This is a genomic window from Variovorax sp. LjRoot290 (assembly GCF_964253985.1).
Taxonomy (GTDB): domain Bacteria; phylum Pseudomonadota; class Gammaproteobacteria; order Burkholderiales; family Burkholderiaceae_C; genus Variovorax.
The window spans coordinates 3897360-3919597 of sequence record NZ_CAXURW020000001.1 but is presented as its reverse complement, the minus strand read 5'-3'; the positions used below and the strand labels follow the sequence as shown (position 1 = coordinate 3919597).

The following is a 22238-nucleotide window of genomic DNA, read 5'->3' as shown; positions in this document are numbered from 1 at the left end:
AAGAGGAATTCATGCGTCTCGTCATCGGTTCGGACCACGCCGGCTGGGTGCTCAAAAGCGCCGTGGTCGACCACATCAGGAAGCTCGGCCACGAGGTCGTCGACGTCGGCAGCCATGACGACCGACCGGTCGACTTTCCGGATGTGGCGCGCGCGGTGGCCGCCAAGATCGTCGCCGGCGAGGTCGAGCGCGGCATCATGGTGTGCGGCACCGGCGTCGGCGCGTCGATCGCCGCCAACAAGATGAAGGGTATCCGCGCGGCGGTCTGCCACGACGTGCATTCGGCGCACCAGTCGGTCGAGCACGACGACGTGAACGTCATGTGCATCGGCGCGCAGATCGTCGGCCCCTGGCTCGCCGCCGACCTCGTCACCTCCTACCTGGGGGCGCGCTTCGCGGCGGAGGACGAGGATTTTCGCCGCCGCGTCGAGAAGCTCCACCAGATGGACGCCGAGTCTTGAACTCCGACCACGCCACGCCCGAGGTCGTGGTGTTCGGCAGCCTCAACATGGACCTGGTGCTCCGTGTGCCGCGCGTGCCGGATGCCGGCGAGACCCTCGAGGCTCGTTCCTTCATGAGCAATCCGGGCGGCAAGGGTGCCAACCAGGCCGTGGCGTGCGCGCGGCAGGGCGCCCGTGTGGCCATGGTCGGTCGCGTGGGCGACGACGCCTTCGGGCGCGCCCTGAAGGCATCGCTCGAAGCGGACGGTGTGGAGACGCGCCATGTGGCCACCGATGCGGCGTCGACCGGCGTGGCCCTGATCATGGTCGACGACGGCGCGCAGAACCGCATTGCGCTGAGTCCCGGCGCGAACGCATCCGTCGGCACCGAAGACATCGGCCGGCTGCGCAACGCTCTCGCGGCGGCGCGCATCGTGTCGCTGCAGCTCGAAGTGCCCATGCCGGCGGTGTGCGAAGCGGCGGCGATCGCGCATGCCCGCGGTTGCACGGTAGTGCTGAATCCTGCTCCCGCGCAGCCGCTGCCTGACGCGCTGTGGCCGCTGGTGAGCATCCTCGTGCTGAACGAGACCGAGGCCGCGATGTTGAGCGGCATGACCGTCTGCGACACGGCGAGTGCCGCCCGCGCGGCCGATGCCCTGCGACAGCGCGGACCCGCTCACGTGATCCTGACGATGGGCGGCGACGGCGTCGTGTCCGCCAACGCCGAGGGCTGCCGCCACTTCGCGGCATTGGCGGTCCAGGCGGTCGACACCACGGCCGCGGGCGACACCTTCATCGGCGCGCTGTGTGCCGCGCTCGCGAACAAGGAATCCATCGATGCAGGCATCGCGCTTGGCATCCAGGCCGCGGCGCTCAGCGTGACGAAGGCGGGCGCGCAGGTGTCGATGCCGCATCGGCAAGACCTCGCGGCACTGCCTGCGGTTCCGCGGCCGAGCCCGGTGGCACTGGGCTGATGCGGCTCAGGCCGGGGCCTCGGCCGACCGTCCCTCGATCAGCTTCACCAGCGTGTGCAGCACGCGATTGGCCGGCGTCGCGATGCCCAGCGCTTCACCCTTGCGCAGCACGTAGCCGTTGAGGTGGTCGATTTCGCTGCGTTTGCCGCGCGCCAGGTCCTGCGCGGTGGAGGAGAACTGGGTTGGCATCGATTGCGCGATGCGCTCGACGGCGGCCCAGCTGTCGCCGGGCACGGTCACGCCGCTGGCCTCGGCGACGGCCAGGCATTCCTGCACCACGTCCCGCATCACGGCGTCCACGCCGACGCCCTGCACGAGCCGGCCGTAAGGCACCTGCGAGATCGCCGACAGCGCGTTGTAGGCGCAGTTGAGAATCAGCTTGGCCCACAGCGCGCCCGCCACGTTGTCGGAGATCTGCGTCGGCACGCCGGCCTCGATGAAGAGGCGCGCGGCCTCATCGCTGCGGGGCGACGGCGCGATGACCAGCTCGCCGCGGCCGTGGTGCTTCACGTGGCCCGGCCCCGCCATCTCGGTGGCGACATACACCACCGTCGCCGCGACCTGCTGGCGCAGCGCCGCCTGCAGCCGGTCGGCGTTGTCGACGCCGTTCTGCAGCGTGAGCACCAGCGCATCCGGCATCAGGTGCGGACCCATCTGCGCGGCAGCGCTCTCGGTGTCGGTGGACTTGACGCAGAACAGCACCAGCTGCGCGCCCTGCACGGCGCTGACTTCCGTGCTGGCCTCGATCGGCACATGCGCCTTGAAGGACTGCGTATCGAGCAGCAGGCCGTCGCGGCGTATCGCCTCGACGTGCTGCGCCCTGCCGATCAGCACCACCGAATGGCCGGCGCGCGCCAGCATGCCGCCGTAGTAGCAACCCACTGCGCCCGCACCCATCACCGCGATCTTCATGACCTGCTCCGAAAAAGTCCTCCCTGCATGGTAGTGCCGTTGCGCCCATGACCTCTCACGTCATCGACCCGCGGCGCGCTCGCGGGGACCATTCATTCACCCCGCGCCGTTGCGGGCCCTGAACAGAAAGGAAACGCCATGAACACCGCCGCCCCCGATGCCGCGCGCATTGCCGAACACTACATCGCCGTCTGGAACGAGACCGACGCCGAGCGCCGCCTCGCGCTGCTCGAAAGCCATTGGACCGCCGACGCGCGCTACGTCGATCCGATCATGCAGGGCAGTGGCCGCGCGCAGATCAGCGCACTGGTCGGCGGCGTGCACCAGCGCTATCCGGGCTTCCGCTTCAGACTCAAGGGCGAGGCCGATGCGCACGGCGACCACCTGCGCTTCTCGTGGACCCTGGGCCCGAGCGGCGCCGAAGACCTGATCGAAGGCACCGATTTCGTCCAGCTCGAAGCGGGCAAGCTGCAGTCGGTCACGGGCTTCCTCGACAAGGTGCCGGTCGGCGCCTGAGGCCTATTCGAGAATCGCGACGCCCTTGACCTGCGCATGCACGGCCGAGCCCACGCCAAGCCGCAGCAGCTCGGCCGACTTGCGCGTGATGCGCGCGAGCAGGCGTGCGCCGCCGAGGTCCAGCCCGACCATGACCTGGGCCGGCCCGTCTTCGGCCAGGTCGGCCACGGTCGCGGGCAGGATGTTGAGCACGCTGGTCGCGGCTTGGTGCTGCAGCGTGAGGCTGACGTCGCGCGCCTGGATGCGAACCCGCACCGCCTGCCCCACGCGCGCGCCGCTGTGCGGCAGGCAGAGCGTGCCGCCCGCGAACGCGAGCTGCGTCAGGCCGTAGGCGGCGTCGTAGCCCGTCACCACCGCGGCGACCACCGCACCCGCCGCATCGCCGTGCGCCAGCGGCAGGTCGAGCCGGGTCATCAACTCGTTGGCCGGGCCGCTCGCAGTCACGCGTCCGGCGTCGAGCAGCACCAGGTGGTCGGCCAGGCGCGCGACCTCGTCGGGCGCGTGGCTCACATAGATCACCGGCATGTCGAGCTCGGCATGCAGCCGCTCGAGGTAGGGGAGGATCTCGCGCTTGCGCTGCAGGTCCAGCGAGGCGAGCGGTTCGTCCATCAGCAGCAGCCGCGGACTGGTGGCCAGTGCACGCGCGATGCCCACGCGCTGGCGTTCGCCGCCCGAGAGCGTGTCGGGCCGGCGCGCGAGCAGGTGGCCGATGCCCAGCAGTTCCACCGCCTGCGCGAGCGACACGCGCCGATCGGCTGTGGCGACCCGCTTCATGCCGTATTCGAGGTTGCGCCGAACGTCCAGGTGCGCGAAGAGCCGCGTCTCCTGGAACACATAGCCCAGCGGCCGCCGGTGCGTGGGCAGGAACATGTCGCCGTCCTGCCAGGCCTCGCCATTGACCGTCACCTGCGCACCGGGTGCGCGTTGCAGCCCCGCGATGGCGCGCAGGCAAGTGGTCTTGCCGCAGCCCGAGGGGCCGAAGAGCGCGCTCACGCCGCGGCCCGGCAGGTCGAGCTCGACCTGGAGCGAGAAGCCGGGGTGGTCGACCTTCAACCGCGCATACACGCCATCGCTCATCGCCGCTGTCCCGTCGGATTGAGCACATAGAGCGCCAGCAGCACGAGGAATGAGAACGCCACCATGCCGGCCGCCAGCCAGTGCGCCTGCGTGTATTCGAGCGCCTCGACGTGGTCGTAGATCCGCACCGACACCACGCGCGTCTTGTCGGGGATGTTGCCGCCGATCATCAGCACCACGCCGAACTCGCCCACCGTGTGGGCGAAGCCCATCACGACCGCGGTGAGGTAGCCCGGCCGCGCGAGCGGCAGCACCACGCTGAAGAAGGAGTCGAGCGGCGAGGCCCTGAGCGTTGCCGCCGCCTCGAGCGGCTCCTGGCCGATGGCCTCGAAGGCGTTCTGGATTGGCTGCACCACGAAGGGCATCGAATAGACCACCGAGCCGATCACCAGCCCCGCGAAGGTGAAGGGAAGCACCCCGATACCGAGCCATTGCGTCAACGCGCCGATCGGCCCGTTGGGCCCCATCGTCACCAGGAAGTAGAAGCCCAGTACCGTGGGCGGCAGCACCAGCGGCAAGGCCACCAGCGCACCGACCGGCCCCTTCCATGCCGAGCGCGTGCGCGCCAGCCACCAGGCCAGCGGCGAGCCCACCAGCAGCAGGATCAGCGTGGTCAGCGCCGCGAGCTTCAGCGTGAGGACGATGGCGCCGAGGTCGGAGGCTGTGGGCATGCAGGATCGGCGCTCAGACGTCGTAGCCGAAGGACCGGATCACGGCCTTGGCTGCATCCGATTTGAGATACGCGATGAGCGCAGCGGCGGCCGCGTTGTCCTTGCCGCGGGCGAGCAGCACAGCGTCTTGCCGGATGGGGCCGTGCAGTTCAGCGGGCACGATCCAGGCCGAGCCGCTCTTGAGCTTGCCGTTCTCCCAGACTTGCGAGAGCGCGACGAAGCCGAGTTCCGCATTGCCGGTGGAGACGAAACTGAAGGCCTGCCCGATGCTCTCGCCCTGCACGAACTTGGGTTCGAGCTGTGCCAGCAGGCCGAGGCGCGTGAGCGTTTCCACCGCCGCCGCTCCGTAGGGTGCGAGCTTGGGCGCGGCCAGCGCGATGTGGGCGAACTTCGTGCTCCTGAGCACCTCGCCCTTGGCATCCACCAGATCGGGTTTGGCCGACCACAGCACCAGCTTGCCGGTGGCGTAGGTGAAGCGACTGCCCGGCACAGTAGCGCCTTCCTTGTCGAGCTTGGCCGGCGTCTCGTCGTCGGCCGCGAGGAACACGTCGAAAGGCGCGCCGCTCTGGATCTGCGCATAGAACTTGCCCGTCGCGCCCGAGGAGAGCACGGCCTTGTGGCCGGTCGTCTTCTCGAACTCGGCGGCGATCGCCTTCATGGGCGCGAAGAAGTTGGCCGCGACCGCGACCTGGACTTCCCCCGCCTGGCTGACGAGCGACGCACCGAGCGTGAGCAGCGTGGCGGCGGCGAGGCGAAAGGCGAGTGGGAGCTTCATGGAGCGCTATTCATCAACGGAATAGCGCGAGTGTAGAGCCAACGGCACAATCCGCGCATGGCATCTCCCCGTTTCGGCGACGCGCTCGGCCATGGCATGAGCGACAAGCGCATCGACATCCTGCGCGGCATCGGCCGCACCGGCAGCATCTCCCAGGCCGCGCGCGAGGCGGCCGTGAGCTACAAGGCGGCCTGGCAGGCGGTCGCCACGCTCACCAACCTGGCCGGCGTGCCGCTGGTGGCGCGCGCGGTGGGCGGCGCGGGCGGCGGCGGCGCCGTGCTCACCGCGCACGGGGCGCAACTGCTCGAACTGGCGGAGGCGCTGGATGCGGCGCGCCGTGCCGTTCAGTCGCGGGCAGGCGCCAGTGCCGGCACGGCGGCGGCGCGGCTCTCGATCCGCACCAGCATGCGCAACCAGCTGCCGGCGATCGTGGCCGCGCTCGAATCCACCGGCCGCATCGTGCGCGTGCACATGAGGCTCGGCGGCGATGCGCAGCAGCCCATCGCCGCGCGCATCACGCAGGAGAGCGCGGAACTGCTGGGGCTGGCAGAAGGCATGCCGGCGATCGCGCTGTGCAAGGCGACCGCGGTACGCGTGGAGCGCGTTGCGGCGGCGCGAAGGACCCGTGGCAATCAGCTCGGCGGCCTGGTGCAGGGCGCGGCGCGCGGCGAGGATGGCGACGAGATCGCGATCACGCTCGACAGCGGCCTGCAACTGGTCGGCTTCGCGCCGGCCGGCTCGGGGCTGCGCACGCGGCAGCGCGTGGTGGCCACCATCGACGAAGCGGCGGTGGTGGTGGCGCTGCCGGGGTGAGGGCGAGGGCCTGAACAGGCCCTAGAGTCCGAGGTCGCTCAAACCCGGGTGATCGTCCGGCCGGCGGCCCAGCGGCCAGAAGAACTTGCGTTCGCTTTCCTTGATCGGCAGGTCGTTGATGCTCGCGTGGCGATGCGTCATCAGGCCGTGCTCGTTGAATTCCCAGTTCTCGTTGCCGTAGCTGCGAAACCAGTTGCCGGCGTCGTCGTGCCACTCGTAGCCGAAGCGCACGCCGATGCGCGGGCCGCCGAAGGCCCACAGCTCCTTGATCAGCCGGTAGTCGAGTTCGCGCGCCCACTTGCGCTCGAGCAGCGCCTGCGCGGCCGCCCGGCCGACCGGGAACTCGGCGCGGTTGCGCCAGCGCGTGTCTTCGCTGTAGGCCAGCGCGACGCGGGCCGGGTCGCGCGAGTTCCAGCCGTCTTCGGCCAGGCGAACCTTCTGGGTTGCGGTTTCGAATGTGAAGGGGGGCAGGGGCGGGCGTCTTTCCATGGCGGCGGGTTCCCGAGGGGTGATTGGAAGAAGGTAGACAGAGCTGTCTACGTCGCCAGTCTAATGCACGTAGACAGACCTGTCTACAATGGCGTCATGCCAAGCCCCGTCGCTCCCGAGCTCAAGGACCGCCCTGCCAACGAGCGCATCCTGCTGACCGCGCACGACCTGTTCTACCGCGAAGGCATCCGCGCCACCGGCATCGACCGCGTGATCGCCGAGTCGGGCGTGACCAAGGTCACCTTCTACCGCCACTTCCCGAGCAAGAACGAGCTGATCCGCACCTTCCTGGCCTACCGCCACGAGCGCTGGATGACGTGGTTCGTCGATGCGCTGGAGCGCCACGGCGCGAAGCGCGGCAAGGGCATCGATGCGCTGGTGCCCGCGCTGCGCGACTGGTTTGCGGATGCCGGCTATCGCGGCTGCGCCTTCCTCAACAGCGTGAGCGAGCTCGGCGGCGCCTTGCCGGAGGTGGTGGAGATCGCGCGCAGCCACAAGCGCGACATGACGGCGGAGATCGAGAAGCTGCTGCCGCCGTCGCGCCAGCGCGCGAAGGACGCGCAGCTCATCGCGCTGGCGGTCGACGGCGCCATCGTTCACGCGCAGTTCGACGAAACGCCGGACGCAGCGCTGAAGACGCTGGACCGGCTCGTGAAGCTGCTGCGAAGCAGCGGCGAAGCCTGATTTACAGGCCGGCCTGGCGCGTGAACGACACCTTCGGCTTCTTGTAGGCGGCCGGCACCTCGTCGCGATAGAAGGCACGGCGATCCAGGCTCTCGAACGGGTCGTGCGCCTTGGCGACCGCCTCCGCGCGAATAGTGGCGCGGTCGGCGGTGGACGTGAAGGTCTGCGCACCGGCGCTGGCGCCATCGGCGTACTGATTGCCGGCGCGTGCGGCGGCGACGCCTTCGGCGGCCACTTCCGAGCGGCTGGCCGCCGAGGTCAGGGTGTGCACGCCGTCATAGGTTTCCGCTTGCGCGCCGGCGGCGGCCACGAGCGAGAAGGCAGCAGCGGCGATGATCTTCGAGGCATTCATTTCGGTTCCTTCAAATCGGTTGGTTGGTGAGATGAAGTGTGGGTGCGAAGGCCCTCGAAAAAACGCCGCGAAAAGAACCGCGGCGTTTGCGACTTGGAAACAATGGGACGCGCGGTCCCTCGAGCGACGCTACCTGGCGCGAGGCGCGCGGACCGGATTGGCCAGCGGTCCGGGGCCGATGGCGATCGGCGGCCCCGCGTCGTCGGCGGCCCATGCGGGCGCGCGGGACGAGCTGACGAGTGGGCCTGGACCGGGGACGACCGGTGGTCCCGGGTCGTCGAAGGTCGGTGTGGTCGCGCGAGAAGAGCTGACCAGCGGGCCGGGACCCGGCACGACCGGTGGACCCGGGTCGCGCAGCAACGCCGGTGCGGATACCGAGCCCACCAGCGGTCCGGGACCGGGCGCGATCGGCGGCCCCAGGTCGTCACGGTTCCATGCCGGAGCGCGCGCCTGCCGCGGGGCCATCGGCGGATTCGCGCGAGTGCGCTCCGAGAGCGCGGCGGAGCGAGAGGGGGCGGCTGGTGCCGCCGAGGATTTTTCTTCGTTGGACTGGGACGGCGCCGCAGCGACGGGCGTTGCAGGTGCAGCGGGTGCAGGTGCAGCGGGTGGTGCAGCGGCAGGTGCAGCGGGTGCAGCCGCGACGGGCACAGCTGGCGCAACGGGTGCAACGGGCGCAACGGGCGCAGGCGCCGCGGCCTGCGGCGGTGCTGGTGTCGATGCTGGCGCTGGCACCACCACTGCAGCTTTTTCCGATGGCGGCGCCTTGGCTTCAGGTGCCGCCACCGCCGCGTTCAGTTTCGGCCACCACGACGGTTCCGCGACATCGCGCGTGACATACAGATACCAGCCGATGAAAACCACGCTCATGGCCAATGCCGACAGTAACAGGCGAAGCCAGAAGGCTGCCGTCTCGGCCGGCAGCAGCGCCAGCGAAGCGGCGCGGGGCCGCGAAAACGGCGCGTCCAAGGGGGACATCGGCGCGTCGAATGGCGAGATCGGCGCGGCGCGGCTGGTCTTGACGGCATCGAGGGCCGAAGGGCCGGTCGGCATGAAGCCGGGCAAGCGGCCCGCGCAGCCGCTGCAGAACATCGCCTTGTCGCGGTTCCGGCTTCCGCAAGTCCTACACACCACCGACATGAGCAAACTCCCTGAATAGCAAACAGTACCTCCGCACTGTCCACACCGGCAGCCGTCTGTCTGTCAGCCGTTTCCCACGCAGCGCTTCGGAACGCGCGCGTCTTCGCCGCGTTATTTGCACAGCTTATGGATCCAACAGCCGGTTGCGGCCTCAACTGAACAGAGAAAGCAACGCGTAGAGCGCCGCGAAAAACCAGTTCACTGCCTTTGCCGCGTCCGCGTTCTCCTTCGGCTGTAGGCCGCCGCTTCTCGCTGGCCGGTGGATTCGTCCTACGCTCGAAGACTTGTTTGCAGCGCATGACGCTTCAGACGCGCTGTCGCGGCTGCCGGGATAGAAGCGGGAGACATCATGCAAGCAAACAGCCGATTCGATTTGCGGACGAAGGCGCTGATTCGCGCAGCGTGCATCGCGGCTGCTGCAGGGCTCGCAGGATGCGGCGGTGGAGGCGGCGGTCATGGCGGCGGCGTGGTCTTCCCCCCGGGCCAGACGAAACTGAGCTGCGACGACTCGATCAAGAGCGCCTTCAAGCCGGATGCCAACACCAGCGTGCTGCTGGTCAAGGCCTTCAAGACAGGCGACCCGCTGCTCTTGTCCGGCACGCCGACGCCCACCACACCCACGGCGACCACCGACGTCTGCGTGGTGAAACTGCTGGTCGGACCGGGCAACTCCGGCCCGGCGGATGCCCCATCGACCTCGCTCGGCATCGGCATCGAAGTCTGGCTGCCCAACGAGGCGAAGTGGAACAAGCGGGTGCACGTGAAGGGCGGCGGCGGCTGGGCCGGCGGCGTCCACACCTCCTTGACGGCGCTCGCGGGCGTCACGGGCGGCAGCGCCGGCGCGCCGGCGGAAACCGCGATGGTCGAAGGCGCGGTCTCGGCCAGCACCGACACCGGCCATGCCAACACGGCCAACGGCGGCTCCTTCGCGATGAAGCCGGACGGCACCATCAACACGGCGCTGTGGAGCGATTTCGCCCAGCGCGGCATCCACGAGATGGCGGTCAAGACCAAGGCGCTGGCCGCCGCTTTCTACGGCACGCCGGCCAGGTTCGCCTACTGGAACGGCTTCTCCACCGGCGGCCGCCAGGGCCACATGGAGGCGCAGGCAAATCCGGCCGACTTCGACGGCATCCTCGCCGGCGCGCCGGCCATCAACTGGACCAAGTTCATCACGGCCGAGCTGTACCCGCAGATCGTCTACCAGCGCGACCTGGGCGGCGTGCCGCTCACGCAGGCCCAGCTCACGCTGATGGGCAATGCCGCCATCAACGCCTGCGACGTGGTGAACGGGCAGCATCTCGGCTACATCCCCGACCTCACGCAATGCCGCTACGACCCGCTGCTGGACGCCAGCGTGCTGTGCGCGAGCAGCGGCGGGACGGGCCCCGCCGGCAGCTGCGTCACGGCCGCCCAGGCGCTGGCGATGAACAAGATCTGGTACGGCCAGACCAGCAACGGCTCCGTGCCTTCGCCCTCGGCGGACAACGGCTTCGCGACCTCGCCCTCCGCCTCGGCCAACCAGCGCTGGTACGGGCTCACGCGCGGCACCAACCCGATCGGGCTCGCGGGACCCACACCCTTCACCATCGCGAGCGACATGGTTGCGCTCGAGCTGCAGGACCCGACCTGGGCCCAGCCCAACTTCATCAACGCGACCGGCAACGGCGTGGACCGGTGGAAGACGCTGTCTTACGCGAATCTCTCGAACGCCTTCGACCAGGGCGTCGCCCTGCAATTCGCGTTCGCCAACATCAATACCGACGACCCGGACCTCGGCCGTTTCGCCTTGCGCGGCGGAAAGATGCTGGTCTACCACGGCCTGGCGGACACGCTGATCCCGCCGCAGGGCACCATCAACTACTACACGCGGTTGTCGGATCGGATGGGCGGCGATGCAGTGGTCCGCAACTTCTACCGGCTCTTCCTGGTGCCGGGCATGGCCCACGGTTTCAGCAACGGCACCACCAACGCGGCCGCGAATCCGCCGCTGCCGACGATCAACCTGCTCTACACGGCGCTCACGGCCTGGGTGGAGGGCGGCAACTCGCCGGAGCGCATCGACATCTCGGCCCCCGCCAGCGGTGGCACGCCGGCCAGTTCGCGGCCGATCTGCATGCATCCGACCAAGGCGACGCTGACCGGCGGCGATCCGCGATCGGCGGCTTCGTACGTCTGCTCCTGAACAGAGGCCCTAGCGCCGCGGTAGCTCCGACGTCCTGCGCATCGCCGGCCAGGCGCCGACCGTGAAAGCGCGCAGCGCCCATTCCACCGGGCCGTAGCCGAAGCGGCGCAGCCACAGGCGGCTGGCCGCCAGCTGGCCCGCGAAGATGATCGACGCGATCAGCACGCAGGCCGCCGGCGAGACGCGGCCCATCCAGCCCAGCCCGTAGGCCGTGAAGATCAGCGCGCACAGGAGCGACTGCATGAGGTAGTTGGTCAGCGCCATGCGCCCCGCGGGCGCCAGCAGCCCGGCGATGCGCATGCCGCCCGCGCCCTCGAACAGCATCATCGCCATCCCGACATAGGCGGCGCTCAGGAAGGGCGCGGTCAGGAGGCTCGCGCCCAAGCCCGCGATCTCCCAGCCCGAGCCGACCCCGTAGACCGTGGCCGTTGCATAGAACAGCGCGCCGGGCAGGCCCACCGCCAGGCCCCAGACGGCCAGGCGTCGCCAGAGGCCGCGGTACCGGTCGTGTTGCGCGAACAGGTGGCGCTTGCCGGCCACCAGGCCGAGCATGAACATGGCCAGCGCGCATGGCCCCTGGATCAGCACCACGATCCACCAGGTTTGGCCCAAGTCCCGCAGGCGCTGCGCGACCACGGTGGCCGGCGTGCCCAGCCAGGCCTGCTGCGCGGCGCTCGCGCGGGCCATGGTGCTGGCGATGTCGGCCGTCTCGCCGGCGAGGAGCTGGAGTCCGCCCAGCGAGGCCAGGATGGCGGCGGGCAGCAGCGTGAGCACGCAGGCGAGCACCGTCGCCTGGGCGTCGGTCCGATGCCGCAACCGGAGCAGGATCAGGCCCAGCACGGCATAGGTGCAGAGGATGTCGCCGTGGAACAGCCAGACGGCATGCGCGGCGCCGATGAGCCAGAGCCCGAACAGGCGCCGCAGCATCCTCGGCACGAAGGCCTTGCCGCTGCGCTCGGCCGCGTTCATCTGCAAGGTGAAGCTGTAGCCGAACAGGAAGGAGAAGAGCAGGTAGAACTTGGTCTCGAACAGGCAGGCCACGAGCCACCGCACGGCGCGGTCGATCGGCCGGGCGAAGGCCGGGTCGGGCACGGCCATGCCGAAGTAGGCCGAAGCGAAGGTCGCGATGTTGACCATCAGGATGCCCAGGAGCGCGAAGCCGCGCAGCGCATCCAGGTGCAACAACCTCGGTGGCTGGAGCGCGCGGGCCCCGTATGAAGATGCGTCGACCATGACGCATCCTAGAGCCCGCGCTTGACGAAAGTGACTACACCTTCTCAGGCACCGGATTGCGGAAGCTCACGTTGAGCAGGTTCCAGGCATTGATGACCGCGATGGTGAAGCCGAGTTCGACGATCTCGACGTCGGTGAAGTGCGCCTTCAGCCGCGCGAACTCCTCGTCGCTCGCGTCGCTGTGCGGCGTGGCGTTGACGAGCTCCGCCCAGCGCAGTGCGGCGCGCTCGCGTTCGCTGAAGAAGGGCGCCTCGCGCCAGCCGGCCAGGGCATTGAGATGGCGCGGATCGATCTCCTGCCGGATCAGGTCGCGCCAGTGCATGTCGATGCAGTAGCCGCAGCCGTTGATCTGCGAGAGCCGCAGCAGCACGAGGTCGACGAGACGGCTGCCGAGCGCGCCCTTGTGGACGGCGGCAGAGGCGTCGAGCAGCCCCTGGAAAGCCTTGGGCGCGAGTTGATGGTAGGGAAGACGGGCGGTGTGAGCCATGAAAAGGTCCTTGGTTGCATCAGGACGGCCGCCCCATGCGGCCTTCCATGCATTCAAGACGCAGGAAGGCCTGCGTTTGTGACAGCGGTGGGAGTACGCTGTTGCGGGCGCGGCCCGATCCGCCGACCATCGCCTTCAATTCCATTCACCGAGGAACAAGCCATGAGCCAGAAGATGCGCATCGAACACGACCTGCTGGGTGATCGCGAGGTGCCCGACGAGGTCTACTACGGCGTCCATACGCTGCGCGCCAAGGAGAACTTCCAGATCTCGGGCACGACCATCTCGGCCTACCCGGAGCTGGTGGTCGCGCTCGCCTCGGTCAAGCAGGCGGCCGCCGAAGCCAACACCGAGCTGGGCCTCCTGCCCGCCGAGCTGCGCGACGCGATCGTCGCGGCCTGCAAGGAAATCCGCGGCGGCGCGCTGCACGAGCAGTTCGTGGTCGACGTGATCCAGGGCGGCGCCGGCACCTCGACCAACATGAACGCCAACGAGGTGGTCTGCAACCGCGCGCTCGAGATCATGGGCCACCGCAGGGGCGAGTACCAGTACCTGCATCCCAACGAGCACGTCAACATGGCGCAGAGCACCAACGACGTCTACCCGACCGCGATCCGCATCGCCACCTGCTTCGCGATCGAAGAGCTGCTCGCGGCCATGGAGCATCTGCGCGAAGCCTTCGACGCCAAGGCCAAGGAGTTCGCGCACCTGCTGAAGATCGGCCGCACCCAGCTGCAGGACGCGGTGCCGATGACGCTCGGCCAGGAGTTCTCGACCTATGCGGTGATGGTCGAGGAAGACATCGCGCGCCTGACCGAGGCCTCGGCCTTGATCCGCGAAGTCAACCTCGGTGCCACGGCCATCGGCACCGGCATCACCGCGCATCCCGAGTACGCGGGCAAGGCGCTGGCCGCGCTGCGCGGCATCACCGGCCTCGACCTCTCCACCGCACCCAATCTGATCGAGGCGACCCAGGACTGCGGCGCCTTCGTGCAGCTGTCGGGCGTGTTGAAGCGCATCGCGGTCAAGCTGTCGAAGACCTGCAACGACCTGCGGCTGCTCTCCAGCGGCCCGCGCTCGGGCTTCGGCGAAATCAACCTGCCGCCGATGCAGGCCGGCTCGTCGATCATGCCGGGCAAGGTCAACCCGGTGATTCCGGAGGTCGTCAACCAGGTCGCCTTCGAGGTGTTCGGCAACGACCTGACCGTGACCTTCGCGGCCGAGGCCGGGCAGCTGCAGCTGAACGCTTTCGAGCCGATCATCGCGAGCGCGCTGTTCCGCAGCTTCAAGCACCTGACCAACGGCTGCATGACGCTGGCCGACCTCTGCGTGAAGGGCATCACCGCCAACCCGGACCGGCTGCGCGAGAGCATCGAGCGCTCGATCTCGCTGGTGACCGCGCTGAATCCGATCATCGGCTACAAGGAAGCGACCGAGGTCGCGGCCGAGGCCTTCGCCAACGGAACCAACGTGCGCGAGGTGGTGCTGCGCCGCAAGCTGATGACCGAGGCCGAGCTCGAAGACGCGCTGCGCCACGAGGTGCTGACGCAGCCGCGCGCCTACGAGAAGGCGCAGAAGGCCGGCTGAAGCGGCTTTCTGCGCGCGCGCCTCACGGCATCAGGCCGATGATCTTCTTGATTTCCGAGGCCGAGTAGGCGCGCAGCGTTTGCGAACGCACATTACCGAGCGAGCCGACGCTGAGCAGCGTGGCCATCGCCGCTTCGTCGCTGCCTTCGGTCGTGACCACCAGGTCGTAGCTGCCGGAGGTCCAGTGGATGCTCTTGACGTTCAGGCCCAGCTTGCTTGCCAGGGCCGTGAACGCCTCGGCGCGGTTCGGCGACTCCTTGACATTGCGGATGCCCTGGTCCGTGAAGTTGATGAGCGAGATGTAGGTGGCCATGGCGCTTTCCCTCGTTGCAGGTGGAGGCCTGGCCGCCGCGGCCGCGGCACAAAGCCCTGGAGGGGATGACATCGAGCCGCGATCCCCGGAGACGGATCGCTGAAACTCAATATAGGCGGCGTGCCCGCCGAAGTCCATTCAGCAACCGTTCATCGCCGAGCGGAATGGAGGAGCTCCCCGAGCTCGCGCCGGATCGCATCCGCGCTGTCGGGCCGCACCAGGCGCGCCAGTTCCTTGCCGTCGCGCATGAAGATCAGCGTCGGCCACAGCTTGATGCCGAAGGAGCGGCCCAGCGGCCGGCCGCTGGCGTCCTCGATCTTGAGGTGGCGCAGCGGCGGCACCTCGGCCAGCGCCTTGGCGAGCAGCGGCTGCGCCATCTTGCAGATGCCGCACCACGGTGCGCCGAATTCGATGAGCGTGGGGCCGGAGAGACTGTCGACTTCGCTGCGGGAGGGCTCGACCGGGGCGTAGGAATCGTTCATCGCCCGGATTTTGCGTCGGCCCGCAATTTATTGCCGGCGGCGCGCCAGCTTGCGGTACACCGTGGCGCGGCTGATCCCGAGCGCGCGCGCCGCCTCGGCCACGTTGCCGCGCGCGTCGTCCACCGCGCGGCGGATCAGTGCCGTCTCGACGTCGCGCAGCCGCGGGCGCTCCTGGCTTGCGCCACGCGGCGCGCGGTCGGCGAGCTGCGGCCGGGCCTGCACGCGGAGGCCGGACCACAGCGGCACGTCCAGCGCGTCACCGCGGCGTGCCGCATCGAAGAGCATCTGCGGCGGCAGCGCGAACAGATCGTTGCAGTGCAGCGTCGGATCGGTGCCGAGCGGTTGGTGGAGCATCTGGCGTGCCGCGGTATTGGCGCCGGTCACGCGGCCGTCGGCGTCGATGCACAGCAAGCCCTCGGTGCCCGGCCCTGCGGCATAGCCAGGCCAATCGATGCGCAGCAGCAACTCGCAAGGATGGTTCTGCATCAGCGCGTCCTCGATGCTGCGCGCCGAGAGCGCGGCCAGGTGCCTCAGCTCGGGGCGTTCGACCACTTGCACGCCGGTCAGGTCCAGCATGCCGACGCATTCGCCCCGCGGGCCGAAGAGCGGCGCACCGGCACAGCTGTAGACGCTGGTGTCGTCGAAGAAATGTTCGCCGCGGTGCAGCCATACCGATTCGTGTTCGGCCAGCGCGGCACCGATGGCCGTGGTGCCCACCGCGCGCTCCGACAGGTCGACGCCGATGCGCGCGATGTCACGCGCGTGCCTGGCTGTGGCATCGCTGCCGCCGGGCAGGGCGCCCACATCGACCACGATGCCATCGGCATCGGTCAGGATCGCGAAATAGCGCGTGTCGGCGATGGCGCGCGACAGCTTGTCGAGCACCGGCCGCGCGGCCGAGACCAGGGCCCGGTTGCGCTCCGCGGCATGGCGGGCCGCCGGCGCCGAGACTGGATCGAAGCAGACGCGCTGCTGCGGCTGGTGGCCGGCGGCGAGGCAGCGCTGCCAGGAGCGCGCGAGCCAGGGCTCGATGCGCGCGCCCTGCGGACCCGCGTCATCGCCGTCGAGCCATTCGCGCCGCGCCTGCGCGATGGAGAGGGAGCGCTCGGTCGGCGGCGTGGCGTGGGGGGCGGTCATCGTGTTTCATTTTGAGAATTTCAAGCGCGCGCTGCAAGCGCCTAGGGTTTTGCCTAGGATGGTGCCCCTGTCCGGCGTCCAAGATTCCAGTTGCCGATCCTAGCCATCTCACCCACAACGGAGACAGCCACATGCAGGTTCCATTCACGGTCAACGGCCGCGCGGTCACGGTCGACGCGCCCCCCAACACCTTTCTCGTGCAGGCGCTGCGCGAGCATCTCCACCTGACCGGAACGCATGTGGGCTGCGACACCGCGCAGTGCGGTGCCTGCACCGTCCAGGTCAACGGCCGCGCGGTCAAGTCGTGCAACGTGCTGGTGGCGCAGGTGACCGGCGCGAAGATCACGACCATCGAAGGCATCGCCCAGCCCGACGGCACCATGCATCCGATGCAGGCGGCCTTCAAGGAGTGCCACGGCCTGCAATGCGGCTTCTGCACGCCGGGCATGGTGATGAGCGCGATCGACCTGTGCACGCACCATCCCAAGGCGAGCGAAACCGAAATCCGCGAACTGCTCGACGGCAACATGTGCCGCTGCACGGGCTACCAGAACATCGTCAAGGCCGTGCAGATGGGCGGCGAGGCCATGGCCGCCGCACCGGCCAAAGCCGCTGCCACGGCATAAGGAGCACCATCATGGGCGCACCCGATTTCGCCAGCCTGCCGCACATCGGCGAGGCACTCAAGCGCAAGGAAGACTACCGCTTCCTGACCGGCGCCGGCCAGTACACCGACGACGTGACGATGGCCAACCAGAGCCACGCCATCTTCCTGCGTTCGCCGCATGCGCACGCCAACATCAAGTCGATCGACACCGCCGCCGCCGAGAAGATGCCCGGCGTGGTCGGCATCTTCAGCGGCAAGGACATCGAAGGCAAGATGGGCGGGCTGCCCTGCGGCTGGCTCATCAACAACCCCGACGGCACGCCGATGAAGGAGCCGCCGCATCCGATCCTCGCGATCGGAAAGGTGCGCTATGTCGGCGACCACGTCGCGATGGTGGTGGCCGAGACGGTGGAGCAGGCGAAGAATGCGGCCGAAGCGATCGTGGTCGACTACGAGGAACTGCCCGCGCTGGTGAGCGTGGCCGATGCCGCGAAGAAGGCAGGCGGCGTCACGCTCCACGAGGCCGCGCCGGACAACCAATGCTACAAGTGGGCGCTGGGCGACAAGGCGGCGGTCGACGCGGCCTTCGCCAAGGCGGCGCATGTCACGAAGCTCGACCTGGTCAACAACCGGCTGGTGCCGAACCCGATGGAGCCGCGCGTCGCGATCGGCAGCTACAGCCGCGCGACCGAGGAATACACGCTCTACGTCGCCAATCAGAATCCGCACGTCGAACGCCTGTTGATGACGGCCTTCGTGCTCGGCCTGCCCGAGCACAAGGTGCGCGTGATCGCACCCGACGTGGGCGGCGGCTTCGGCTCCAAGATCTTCCTCTATGCCGAGGACGTGGCGCTGACCTGGGCCGCCAAGCAGCTCAATCGCAGCATCAAGTGGACCGGCGATCGTTCCGAGTGCTTCCTGTCCGACGCGCACGGCCGCGACCATGTGAGCCATGCCGAGATGGCGATGGACAAGGATGGCAAGTTCCTCGCGCTGCGCGTGCACACCGACGCCAACCTGGGCGCCTATCTGTCGACCTTCTCGACCGCGGTGCCGACCATCTTGTACGCCACGCTGCTCGCGGGCCAGTACACGACGCCGCAGATCTACGTCGAGGTCGATGCCTGGTTCACCAACACCGCGCCGGTCGATGCCTACCGCGGCGCGGGGCGGCCCGAGGCCACCTACCTGCTGGAGCGCCTGGTCTCGCGCTGCGCCTGGGAAATGAACCTGGGCCAGGACGAGATTCGCAAGCGCAACTTCATCACCACCTTCCCGTACCAGACGCCGGTGGCGCTGCAGTACGACACGGGCGACTTCCACGCCTCGATGGACAAGGCCAAGGAACTGGCCGAGGTGGCCAGCTTCGCCGAGCGCAAGGCAGCGACCGAAGCCGAGGGCAAGCTGCGCGGCATTGGCTACTCGAGCTACATCGAGGCCTGCGGCATCGCGCCCTCGAACATCGCGGGTGCGCTCGGCGCGCGCGCCGGCCTGTTCGAGTGCGGCGAGATCCGCGTGCATCCGACCGGCAGCGTGACCGTGTTCACCGGCTCGCACAGCCACGGGCAAGGCCACGAGACCACCTTCGCGCAGGTGGTGGCCGCGCGCCTGGGCATTCCGGTCGAGTCCGTCGACGTGGTGCACGGCGACACCGGCCGCGTGCCCTTCGGCATGGGCACCTACGGCTCGCGCTCGATCTCGGTCGGCGGCGCGGCGATCATGAAGGCGCTCGACAAGATCGAGACCAAGGCCAAGAAGATCGCGGCCCACCTGATGGAGGCGAGCGACGCCGACGTCGAGTTCGCCAACGGCGAGTTCACCGTCAAGGGCACCGACAAGAAGATCCCCTTCGGGCAGGTCGCGCTCACCGCCTACGTGCCGCACAACTACCCGCTCGACAAGCTGGAGCCCGGGCTCAACGAAACCGCGTTCTACGACCCGACCAACTTCACCTTCCCGGGCGGCACCTACATCTGCGAGGTCGAGATCGACAAGGGCACCGGCGAAGTGAAGATCGACCGCTTCACCGCGGTCGACGACTTCGGCACCATCATCAATCCGATGATCGTCGAAGGCCAGGTGCACGGTGGGATCGTGCAGGGCCTCGGCCAGGCGCTGATGGAGAACTGCGTCTACGACAAGGAGAGCGGCCAGTTGCTCACCGGCAGCTTCATGGACTACGCGATGCCGCGCGCCGACGACTTCCCGACCTTCAAGGTGGCCACCACCTGCACGCCCTGCACGCACAACCCGCTGGGCACCAAGGGGTGCGGCGAGGCGGGCGCCATCGGCTCGCCGCCGGCCCTGATCAATGCCGTGCTGGACGCGCTGGCGCCGCTGGGCGTCAAGGACCTCGACATGCCGGCCTCGCCCCACCGCGTGTGGGAAGCGATGCAGGCCGTGGCCAAGTAGAACCAAACGAGAAGGAAATCGCCATGTACGCCTTCACCCTCGAACGTCCCGCCACCGTCGCCGATGCGGCCAAGCTGGCTGCCGCCGGCGGCAAGGTCCTCGCCGGCGGCCAGACGCTGCTGGCTTCGATGAAGCTGCGCCTGTCGGCGCCCGAGCAGCTGGTCGACCTCGGCGGCATCAAGGAGCTCGCCGGCATCAAGAAGGACGGCAATGCCTTCGTGATCGGCGCGATGACGCGCCACCTCGACGTCGGCGCCAACGCCGAGATCAAGGCGGGCTTCCCCGCGCTGGCCTGGCTGGCCGACCACATCGGCGACCGGCAGGTGCGTGCCATGGGCACCATCGGCGGCTCGGTGGCCAACAACGATCCGGCGGCCTGCTACCCGAGCGCGGTGCTGGCCTCGGGCGCGACCATCGTCACCGACAAGCGCGAGATCGCGGCCGACGATTTCTTCCTCGGCCTCTTCACCACCGCGCTGGAGGAGGGCGAGCTGATCACCGCGATCCGCTTCCCGATCCCGAAGCGGGCTGCCTACGAGAAGCTGCGCCAGAAGGCCTCGAACTTCCCGCTGGTCGGCGTGTTCGTCACGCAAGGCGACAGCGGCGTGCGCGTCGCGGTTACCGGTGCCGGCAATGGCGTGTTCCGGCACAAGGGGCTGGAAGATGCGCTCGCGAAGAGCTTCACCCCCGAGGCCGCGGCCGGCGTGAAGATCGACGCCAGCGATCTCAACAGCGACCTGCATGCCTCGGCGGCCTACCGCGCCAACCTGATCAACGTACTCACACAGCGCGCGGTGAAAAAGGCGCTGGGCTAAGCTTCGGAGATGACCGACACCACGCCTGCCGCGACCTCCCCGTTCAACACCATCGACGCGGTCGTGCGGGCGCTGGAAGGCGCCGCCTACTACGCCGACCGGCGGCTCGCGACGGCGGTGTTTCTCGCGCTCAAGCTCCAGCGTCCGCTGCTGCTGGAGGGCGAACCCGGCGTCGGCAAGACCGAGCTGGCCAAGGCGCTGGCGACCGCGCTCGCGCGCGAGTTGCTGCGCTTGCAGTGCTACGACGGCCTGGAGCAGCGCGAGGCGCTCTACGAATGGAACTATGCGGCGCAGCTGCTGCACATGCGCGCGGCCGAGGCGCACGGGGCTTCGAGCGACGTCGAATCGGAGGTCTACCAGCCGCGCTACCTGATCCGCCGGCCGCTCTTGCAGGCCCTGCAGGCGCCGGCGCCCGGTGCCGTGCTGCTGATCGACGAGGTCGATCGCGCCGACGAGCCCTTCGAGGCGTTCTTGCTCGAGTACCTGGGCGAATACCAGGTCAGCATTCCCGAGCTGGGCACGGTGCAGGCGCTGGTGCCGCCGGTCACCATCCTGACCAGCAATCGCACGCGCGAACTCAACGATGCCGTCAAGCGGCGCTGCCTCTACCACTGGCTGGACTACCCGGAGCGCGATCGCGAGCTGGCCATCGTGCGTGCGCAGGTGCCGAAGGCGGGCGCCGTTCTTTCCGAGCAGGTCGCAGCCTTCGTCGGGCGCTTGCGTAGCGCGCCCTTTGCAAGCGCCTTCCAGCGCGCACCGGGCATTGCGGAAAGCGTCGAATGGGCAAGGGCGCTGATCGCGCTCGACACCGTCGAGCTCGACCCCGAGATCGTGGTCGATACCGCGGGCATTCTCTTCAAGCAGCGCGACGATGTGGCGGCGCTGACGCACGAGCTGGCCTCCGATCTGCTGAAGCCCGAGGAGGAGTCGGCGTCGTGAGCGTTCCGCAACTCGGCGACGCGCGGCGCGGCAAGCTGGCCGGCAACATGATGGGCTTCGGCCGGGCGCTGCGCCGCGCCGGCGTGCGGACCGATTCGGCACGCATCGCGCTCGCTGCCGAAGCCGCTGCGCTGGTCGGGGTCGACAGCCGGCTCGACCTGGCGGCCGCGATGGAAGCCGTGATGATCAGCCGCGAACAGGATCGCCTGGTGTTCCGAGAACTCTTCGATGCCTGGTTCCGCGATCCCGAGCTTGCCAACAAGCTGCTCGCGCAGATGCTGCCGAGCGCCGAAGGCAAGGCCGAGCCCTCGAAGCGCCGGCCACGCGTGCGCGAGGCACTTGCGGCGCCGCGCGATGCGGTGAAGCCCGCGCAGACCGAGCGCGAGGTCGACTTCGATGCCGCGATGACGGCAAGCGATCGCCAGCGGGTGCACCACGCCGACTTCAACGCGCTGGGCGCCGCCGAGTACCGCCTGGTGGAGCGACTGGCCCGCGACATCGCGCTGCCGGTGCCGGCGCTGCCCTCGCGCCGCCTGCGCGTGACCGGCGATGCGGGAGCGCATTCGCGCATGCACTGGCCCGGCGTCTGGCACGAGGCCGGGCGCACCGGCGGCGAGATGCTGCTTCTGCCGCGGCTCTCGCGGCAGAAGCAGCCGCTGCCCTTGCTGGTGCTGGTCGACGTCTCCGGATCGATGGAGCGTTATGCGCGCCTGCTGCTGGCCTTTCTGCATGCGTCGACGCGGCGCGCCGGCCGGCGCGACGTGTTCGCCTTCGGCACCCAGTTGACCGACCTGACGCCGGCCTTCCGGCTGGCCGACACCGATCTGATGCTGGCCGCAGCCAGCGAGGCCATCGCCGATTTCGCCGGCGGCACGCGTTTCGGCGCCTCGCTCGGCGAACTGCGCGAGCGCCATGCGCGTCGCCTGACCGGCCGCCGCACGCTGGTGCTGGTGATCAGCGACGGCCTGGACACCGGCGAACCCGAAACCCTGGAGCGCGAACTGCTGTGGCTCAAGCGCCATTCGCGGCGGGTGCTGTGGCTCAACCCGCTGCTGCGCTACGAGGGCTATGCGCCGCTCGCGCGCGGGGCGGCCGTTCTGCACCGCCATGCAGACGCGATGCTCGCGGTCCACAATCTCCTGGCACTCGAACAACTGGCCGCGAGTCTCGCGGCCCTGATGCGGTCCGGCCGCTAGAAGGA

At 69.0% G+C, this 22238-nt stretch carries 25 protein-coding genes; 13 read left to right on the top strand and 12 right to left on the bottom strand.

The window, feature by feature from the left end:
* Window positions 1-11: 11 nt before the first annotated feature.
* Entirely contained in the window at window positions 12-461 is a 450-nt protein-coding gene (rpiB, locus tag ACSQ9A_RS19500; RefSeq protein ID WP_093103013.1) for a ribose 5-phosphate isomerase B, read from the top strand.
* Window positions 458-1414 (top strand): ribokinase, encoded by a 957-nt coding sequence (gene rbsK / locus ACSQ9A_RS19495; RefSeq protein ID WP_436304807.1) that lies wholly within the window; start codon window positions 458-460, stop codon window positions 1412-1414. The genes rpiB and rbsK overlap by 4 nt, the downstream gene beginning before the upstream one ends.
* Window positions 1415-1420: 6 nt before the next feature.
* Here rbsK and ACSQ9A_RS19490 read toward each other — a convergent pair whose 3' ends face one another.
* Entirely contained in the window at window positions 1421-2326 is a 906-nt protein-coding gene (locus tag ACSQ9A_RS19490) for a ketopantoate reductase family protein (protein ID WP_436304806.1), read from the bottom strand.
* Between the two features lie 138 nt (window positions 2327-2464).
* Between ACSQ9A_RS19490 and ACSQ9A_RS19485 the strand changes: the two genes are divergently transcribed.
* Window positions 2465-2842, top strand: a complete 378-nt coding sequence (locus ACSQ9A_RS19485; RefSeq protein ID WP_436304805.1) for a nuclear transport factor 2 family protein — start codon at window positions 2465-2467, stop codon at window positions 2840-2842.
* A gap of 3 nt (window positions 2843-2845) precedes the next feature.
* On the opposite strand, the gene modC is transcribed toward ACSQ9A_RS19485, so the two are convergent.
* Genes modC through modA form a run of 3 tightly spaced genes read right to left on the bottom strand, consistent with a single transcriptional unit; the run spans window position 2846 to window position 5365 of the window.
* On the bottom strand, window positions 2846-3919 hold the full coding sequence (gene modC, locus ACSQ9A_RS19480; RefSeq protein ID WP_436304804.1) for a molybdenum ABC transporter ATP-binding protein: 1074 nt from the start codon (window positions 3917-3919) through the stop codon (window positions 2846-2848).
* On the bottom strand, window positions 3916-4590 hold the full coding sequence (modB, locus tag ACSQ9A_RS19475) for a molybdate ABC transporter permease subunit (protein ID WP_436290971.1): 675 nt from the start codon (window positions 4588-4590) through the stop codon (window positions 3916-3918). Before modB ends, modC begins: the two co-directional genes overlap by 4 nt.
* A gap of 13 nt (window positions 4591-4603) precedes the next feature.
* Entirely contained in the window at window positions 4604-5365 is a 762-nt protein-coding gene (gene modA / locus ACSQ9A_RS19470) for a molybdate ABC transporter substrate-binding protein (RefSeq protein WP_436304803.1), read from the bottom strand.
* Between the two features lie 57 nt (window positions 5366-5422).
* On the opposite strand from modA, the gene ACSQ9A_RS19465 reads away from it, so the two are divergent.
* Window positions 5423-6178 carry a TOBE domain-containing protein gene (locus tag ACSQ9A_RS19465; RefSeq protein ID WP_436304802.1) on the top strand — a complete coding sequence of 252 codons (756 nt, stop codon included), beginning with the start codon at window positions 5423-5425 and terminating at the stop codon, window positions 6176-6178.
* Between the two features lie 21 nt (window positions 6179-6199).
* Here the strand turns inward: ACSQ9A_RS19465 and ACSQ9A_RS19460 are convergent, their stop codons facing one another.
* On the bottom strand, window positions 6200-6667 hold the full coding sequence (locus ACSQ9A_RS19460) for a DUF1348 family protein (RefSeq protein ID WP_436304801.1): 468 nt from the start codon (window positions 6665-6667) through the stop codon (window positions 6200-6202).
* A gap of 96 nt (window positions 6668-6763) precedes the next feature.
* Between ACSQ9A_RS19460 and ACSQ9A_RS19455 the strand changes: the two genes are divergently transcribed.
* Window positions 6764-7351 (top strand): TetR/AcrR family transcriptional regulator, encoded by a 588-nt coding sequence (locus ACSQ9A_RS19455; protein ID WP_436304800.1) that lies wholly within the window; start codon window positions 6764-6766, stop codon window positions 7349-7351.
* A gap of 1 nt (window position 7352) precedes the next feature.
* Here the strand turns inward: ACSQ9A_RS19455 and ACSQ9A_RS19450 are convergent, their stop codons facing one another.
* Both ACSQ9A_RS19450 and ACSQ9A_RS19445 read right to left on the bottom strand, forming a co-directional pair.
* Window positions 7353-7703, bottom strand: coding sequence for an alpha/beta hydrolase (locus ACSQ9A_RS19450; RefSeq protein ID WP_436304799.1), 351 nt, complete (start codon window positions 7701-7703; stop codon window positions 7353-7355).
* 129 nt (window positions 7704-7832) lie between these two features.
* Window positions 7833-8570: a hypothetical protein gene (locus ACSQ9A_RS19445; RefSeq protein ID WP_436304798.1), complete on the bottom strand. Its 738-nt coding sequence runs from the start codon at window positions 8568-8570 to the stop codon at window positions 7833-7835.
* On the opposite strand from ACSQ9A_RS19445, the gene ACSQ9A_RS19440 reads away from it, so the two are divergent.
* Both ACSQ9A_RS19440 and ACSQ9A_RS19435 read left to right on the top strand, forming a co-directional pair.
* Entirely contained in the window at window positions 8554-8859 is a 306-nt protein-coding gene (locus ACSQ9A_RS19440; protein WP_436290978.1) for a hypothetical protein, read from the top strand. The two genes, ACSQ9A_RS19445 and ACSQ9A_RS19440, sit on opposite strands and share 17 nt — an antisense overlap.
* Window positions 8860-9189: 330 nt before the next feature.
* On the top strand, window positions 9190-11025 hold the full coding sequence (locus ACSQ9A_RS19435) for a tannase/feruloyl esterase family alpha/beta hydrolase (RefSeq protein WP_436304797.1): 1836 nt from the start codon (window positions 9190-9192) through the stop codon (window positions 11023-11025).
* 9 nt (window positions 11026-11034) lie between these two features.
* Here the strand turns inward: ACSQ9A_RS19435 and ACSQ9A_RS19430 are convergent, their stop codons facing one another.
* Entirely contained in the window at window positions 11035-12258 is a 1224-nt protein-coding gene (locus ACSQ9A_RS19430; protein WP_436304796.1) for a DUF418 domain-containing protein, read from the bottom strand.
* A gap of 34 nt (window positions 12259-12292) precedes the next feature.
* Complete coding sequence (locus tag ACSQ9A_RS19425; RefSeq protein WP_093103034.1) at window positions 12293-12745, bottom strand: carboxymuconolactone decarboxylase family protein; 453 nt, start codon at window positions 12743-12745, stop codon at window positions 12293-12295.
* Between the two features lie 162 nt (window positions 12746-12907).
* On the opposite strand from ACSQ9A_RS19425, the gene aspA reads away from it, so the two are divergent.
* Window positions 12908-14332, top strand: a complete 1425-nt coding sequence (gene aspA / locus ACSQ9A_RS19420) for an aspartate ammonia-lyase (protein WP_093103035.1) — start codon at window positions 12908-12910, stop codon at window positions 14330-14332.
* A gap of 22 nt (window positions 14333-14354) precedes the next feature.
* Here aspA and ACSQ9A_RS19415 read toward each other — a convergent pair whose 3' ends face one another.
* The 3 genes from ACSQ9A_RS19415 to ACSQ9A_RS19405 all read right to left on the bottom strand — a co-directional run bounded on the left by ACSQ9A_RS19415 (window position 14355) and on the right by ACSQ9A_RS19405 (window position 16264).
* Window positions 14355-14645 (bottom strand): GYD domain-containing protein, encoded by a 291-nt coding sequence (locus ACSQ9A_RS19415; RefSeq protein ID WP_436304795.1) that lies wholly within the window; start codon window positions 14643-14645, stop codon window positions 14355-14357.
* Between the two features lie 149 nt (window positions 14646-14794).
* A complete protein-coding gene (locus ACSQ9A_RS19410) occupies window positions 14795-15127 on the bottom strand; it encodes a thioredoxin family protein (protein WP_436304794.1) in 333 nt (110 codons plus the stop codon).
* Between the two features lie 27 nt (window positions 15128-15154).
* Window positions 15155-16264: a helix-turn-helix domain-containing protein gene (locus tag ACSQ9A_RS19405; protein WP_436304793.1), complete on the bottom strand. Its 1110-nt coding sequence runs from the start codon at window positions 16262-16264 to the stop codon at window positions 15155-15157.
* Window positions 16265-16395: 131 nt separating this feature from the next.
* Here ACSQ9A_RS19405 and ACSQ9A_RS19400 point away from each other — a divergent pair, with 131 nt between their 5' ends.
* The 5 genes from ACSQ9A_RS19400 to ACSQ9A_RS19380 are packed head-to-tail and all read left to right on the top strand — an operon-like array spanning window position 16396 to window position 22233.
* Entirely contained in the window at window positions 16396-16890 is a 495-nt protein-coding gene (locus tag ACSQ9A_RS19400) for a (2Fe-2S)-binding protein (protein ID WP_093103041.1), read from the top strand.
* Window positions 16891-16901: 11 nt separating this feature from the next.
* A complete protein-coding gene (locus tag ACSQ9A_RS19395; RefSeq protein ID WP_436304792.1) occupies window positions 16902-19283 on the top strand; it encodes a xanthine dehydrogenase family protein molybdopterin-binding subunit in 2382 nt (793 codons plus the stop codon).
* 23 nt (window positions 19284-19306) lie between these two features.
* Window positions 19307-20098, top strand: a complete 792-nt coding sequence (locus ACSQ9A_RS19390) for an FAD binding domain-containing protein (protein WP_093103044.1) — start codon at window positions 19307-19309, stop codon at window positions 20096-20098.
* A 9-nt stretch (window positions 20099-20107) separates the two neighbouring features.
* A complete protein-coding gene (locus tag ACSQ9A_RS19385; RefSeq protein WP_436304791.1) occupies window positions 20108-21037 on the top strand; it encodes an AAA family ATPase in 930 nt (309 codons plus the stop codon).
* 47 nt (window positions 21038-21084) lie between these two features.
* Entirely contained in the window at window positions 21085-22233 is a 1149-nt protein-coding gene (locus ACSQ9A_RS19380) for a vWA domain-containing protein (RefSeq protein WP_436306328.1), read from the top strand.
* Window positions 22234-22238: the final 5 nt, after the last annotated feature.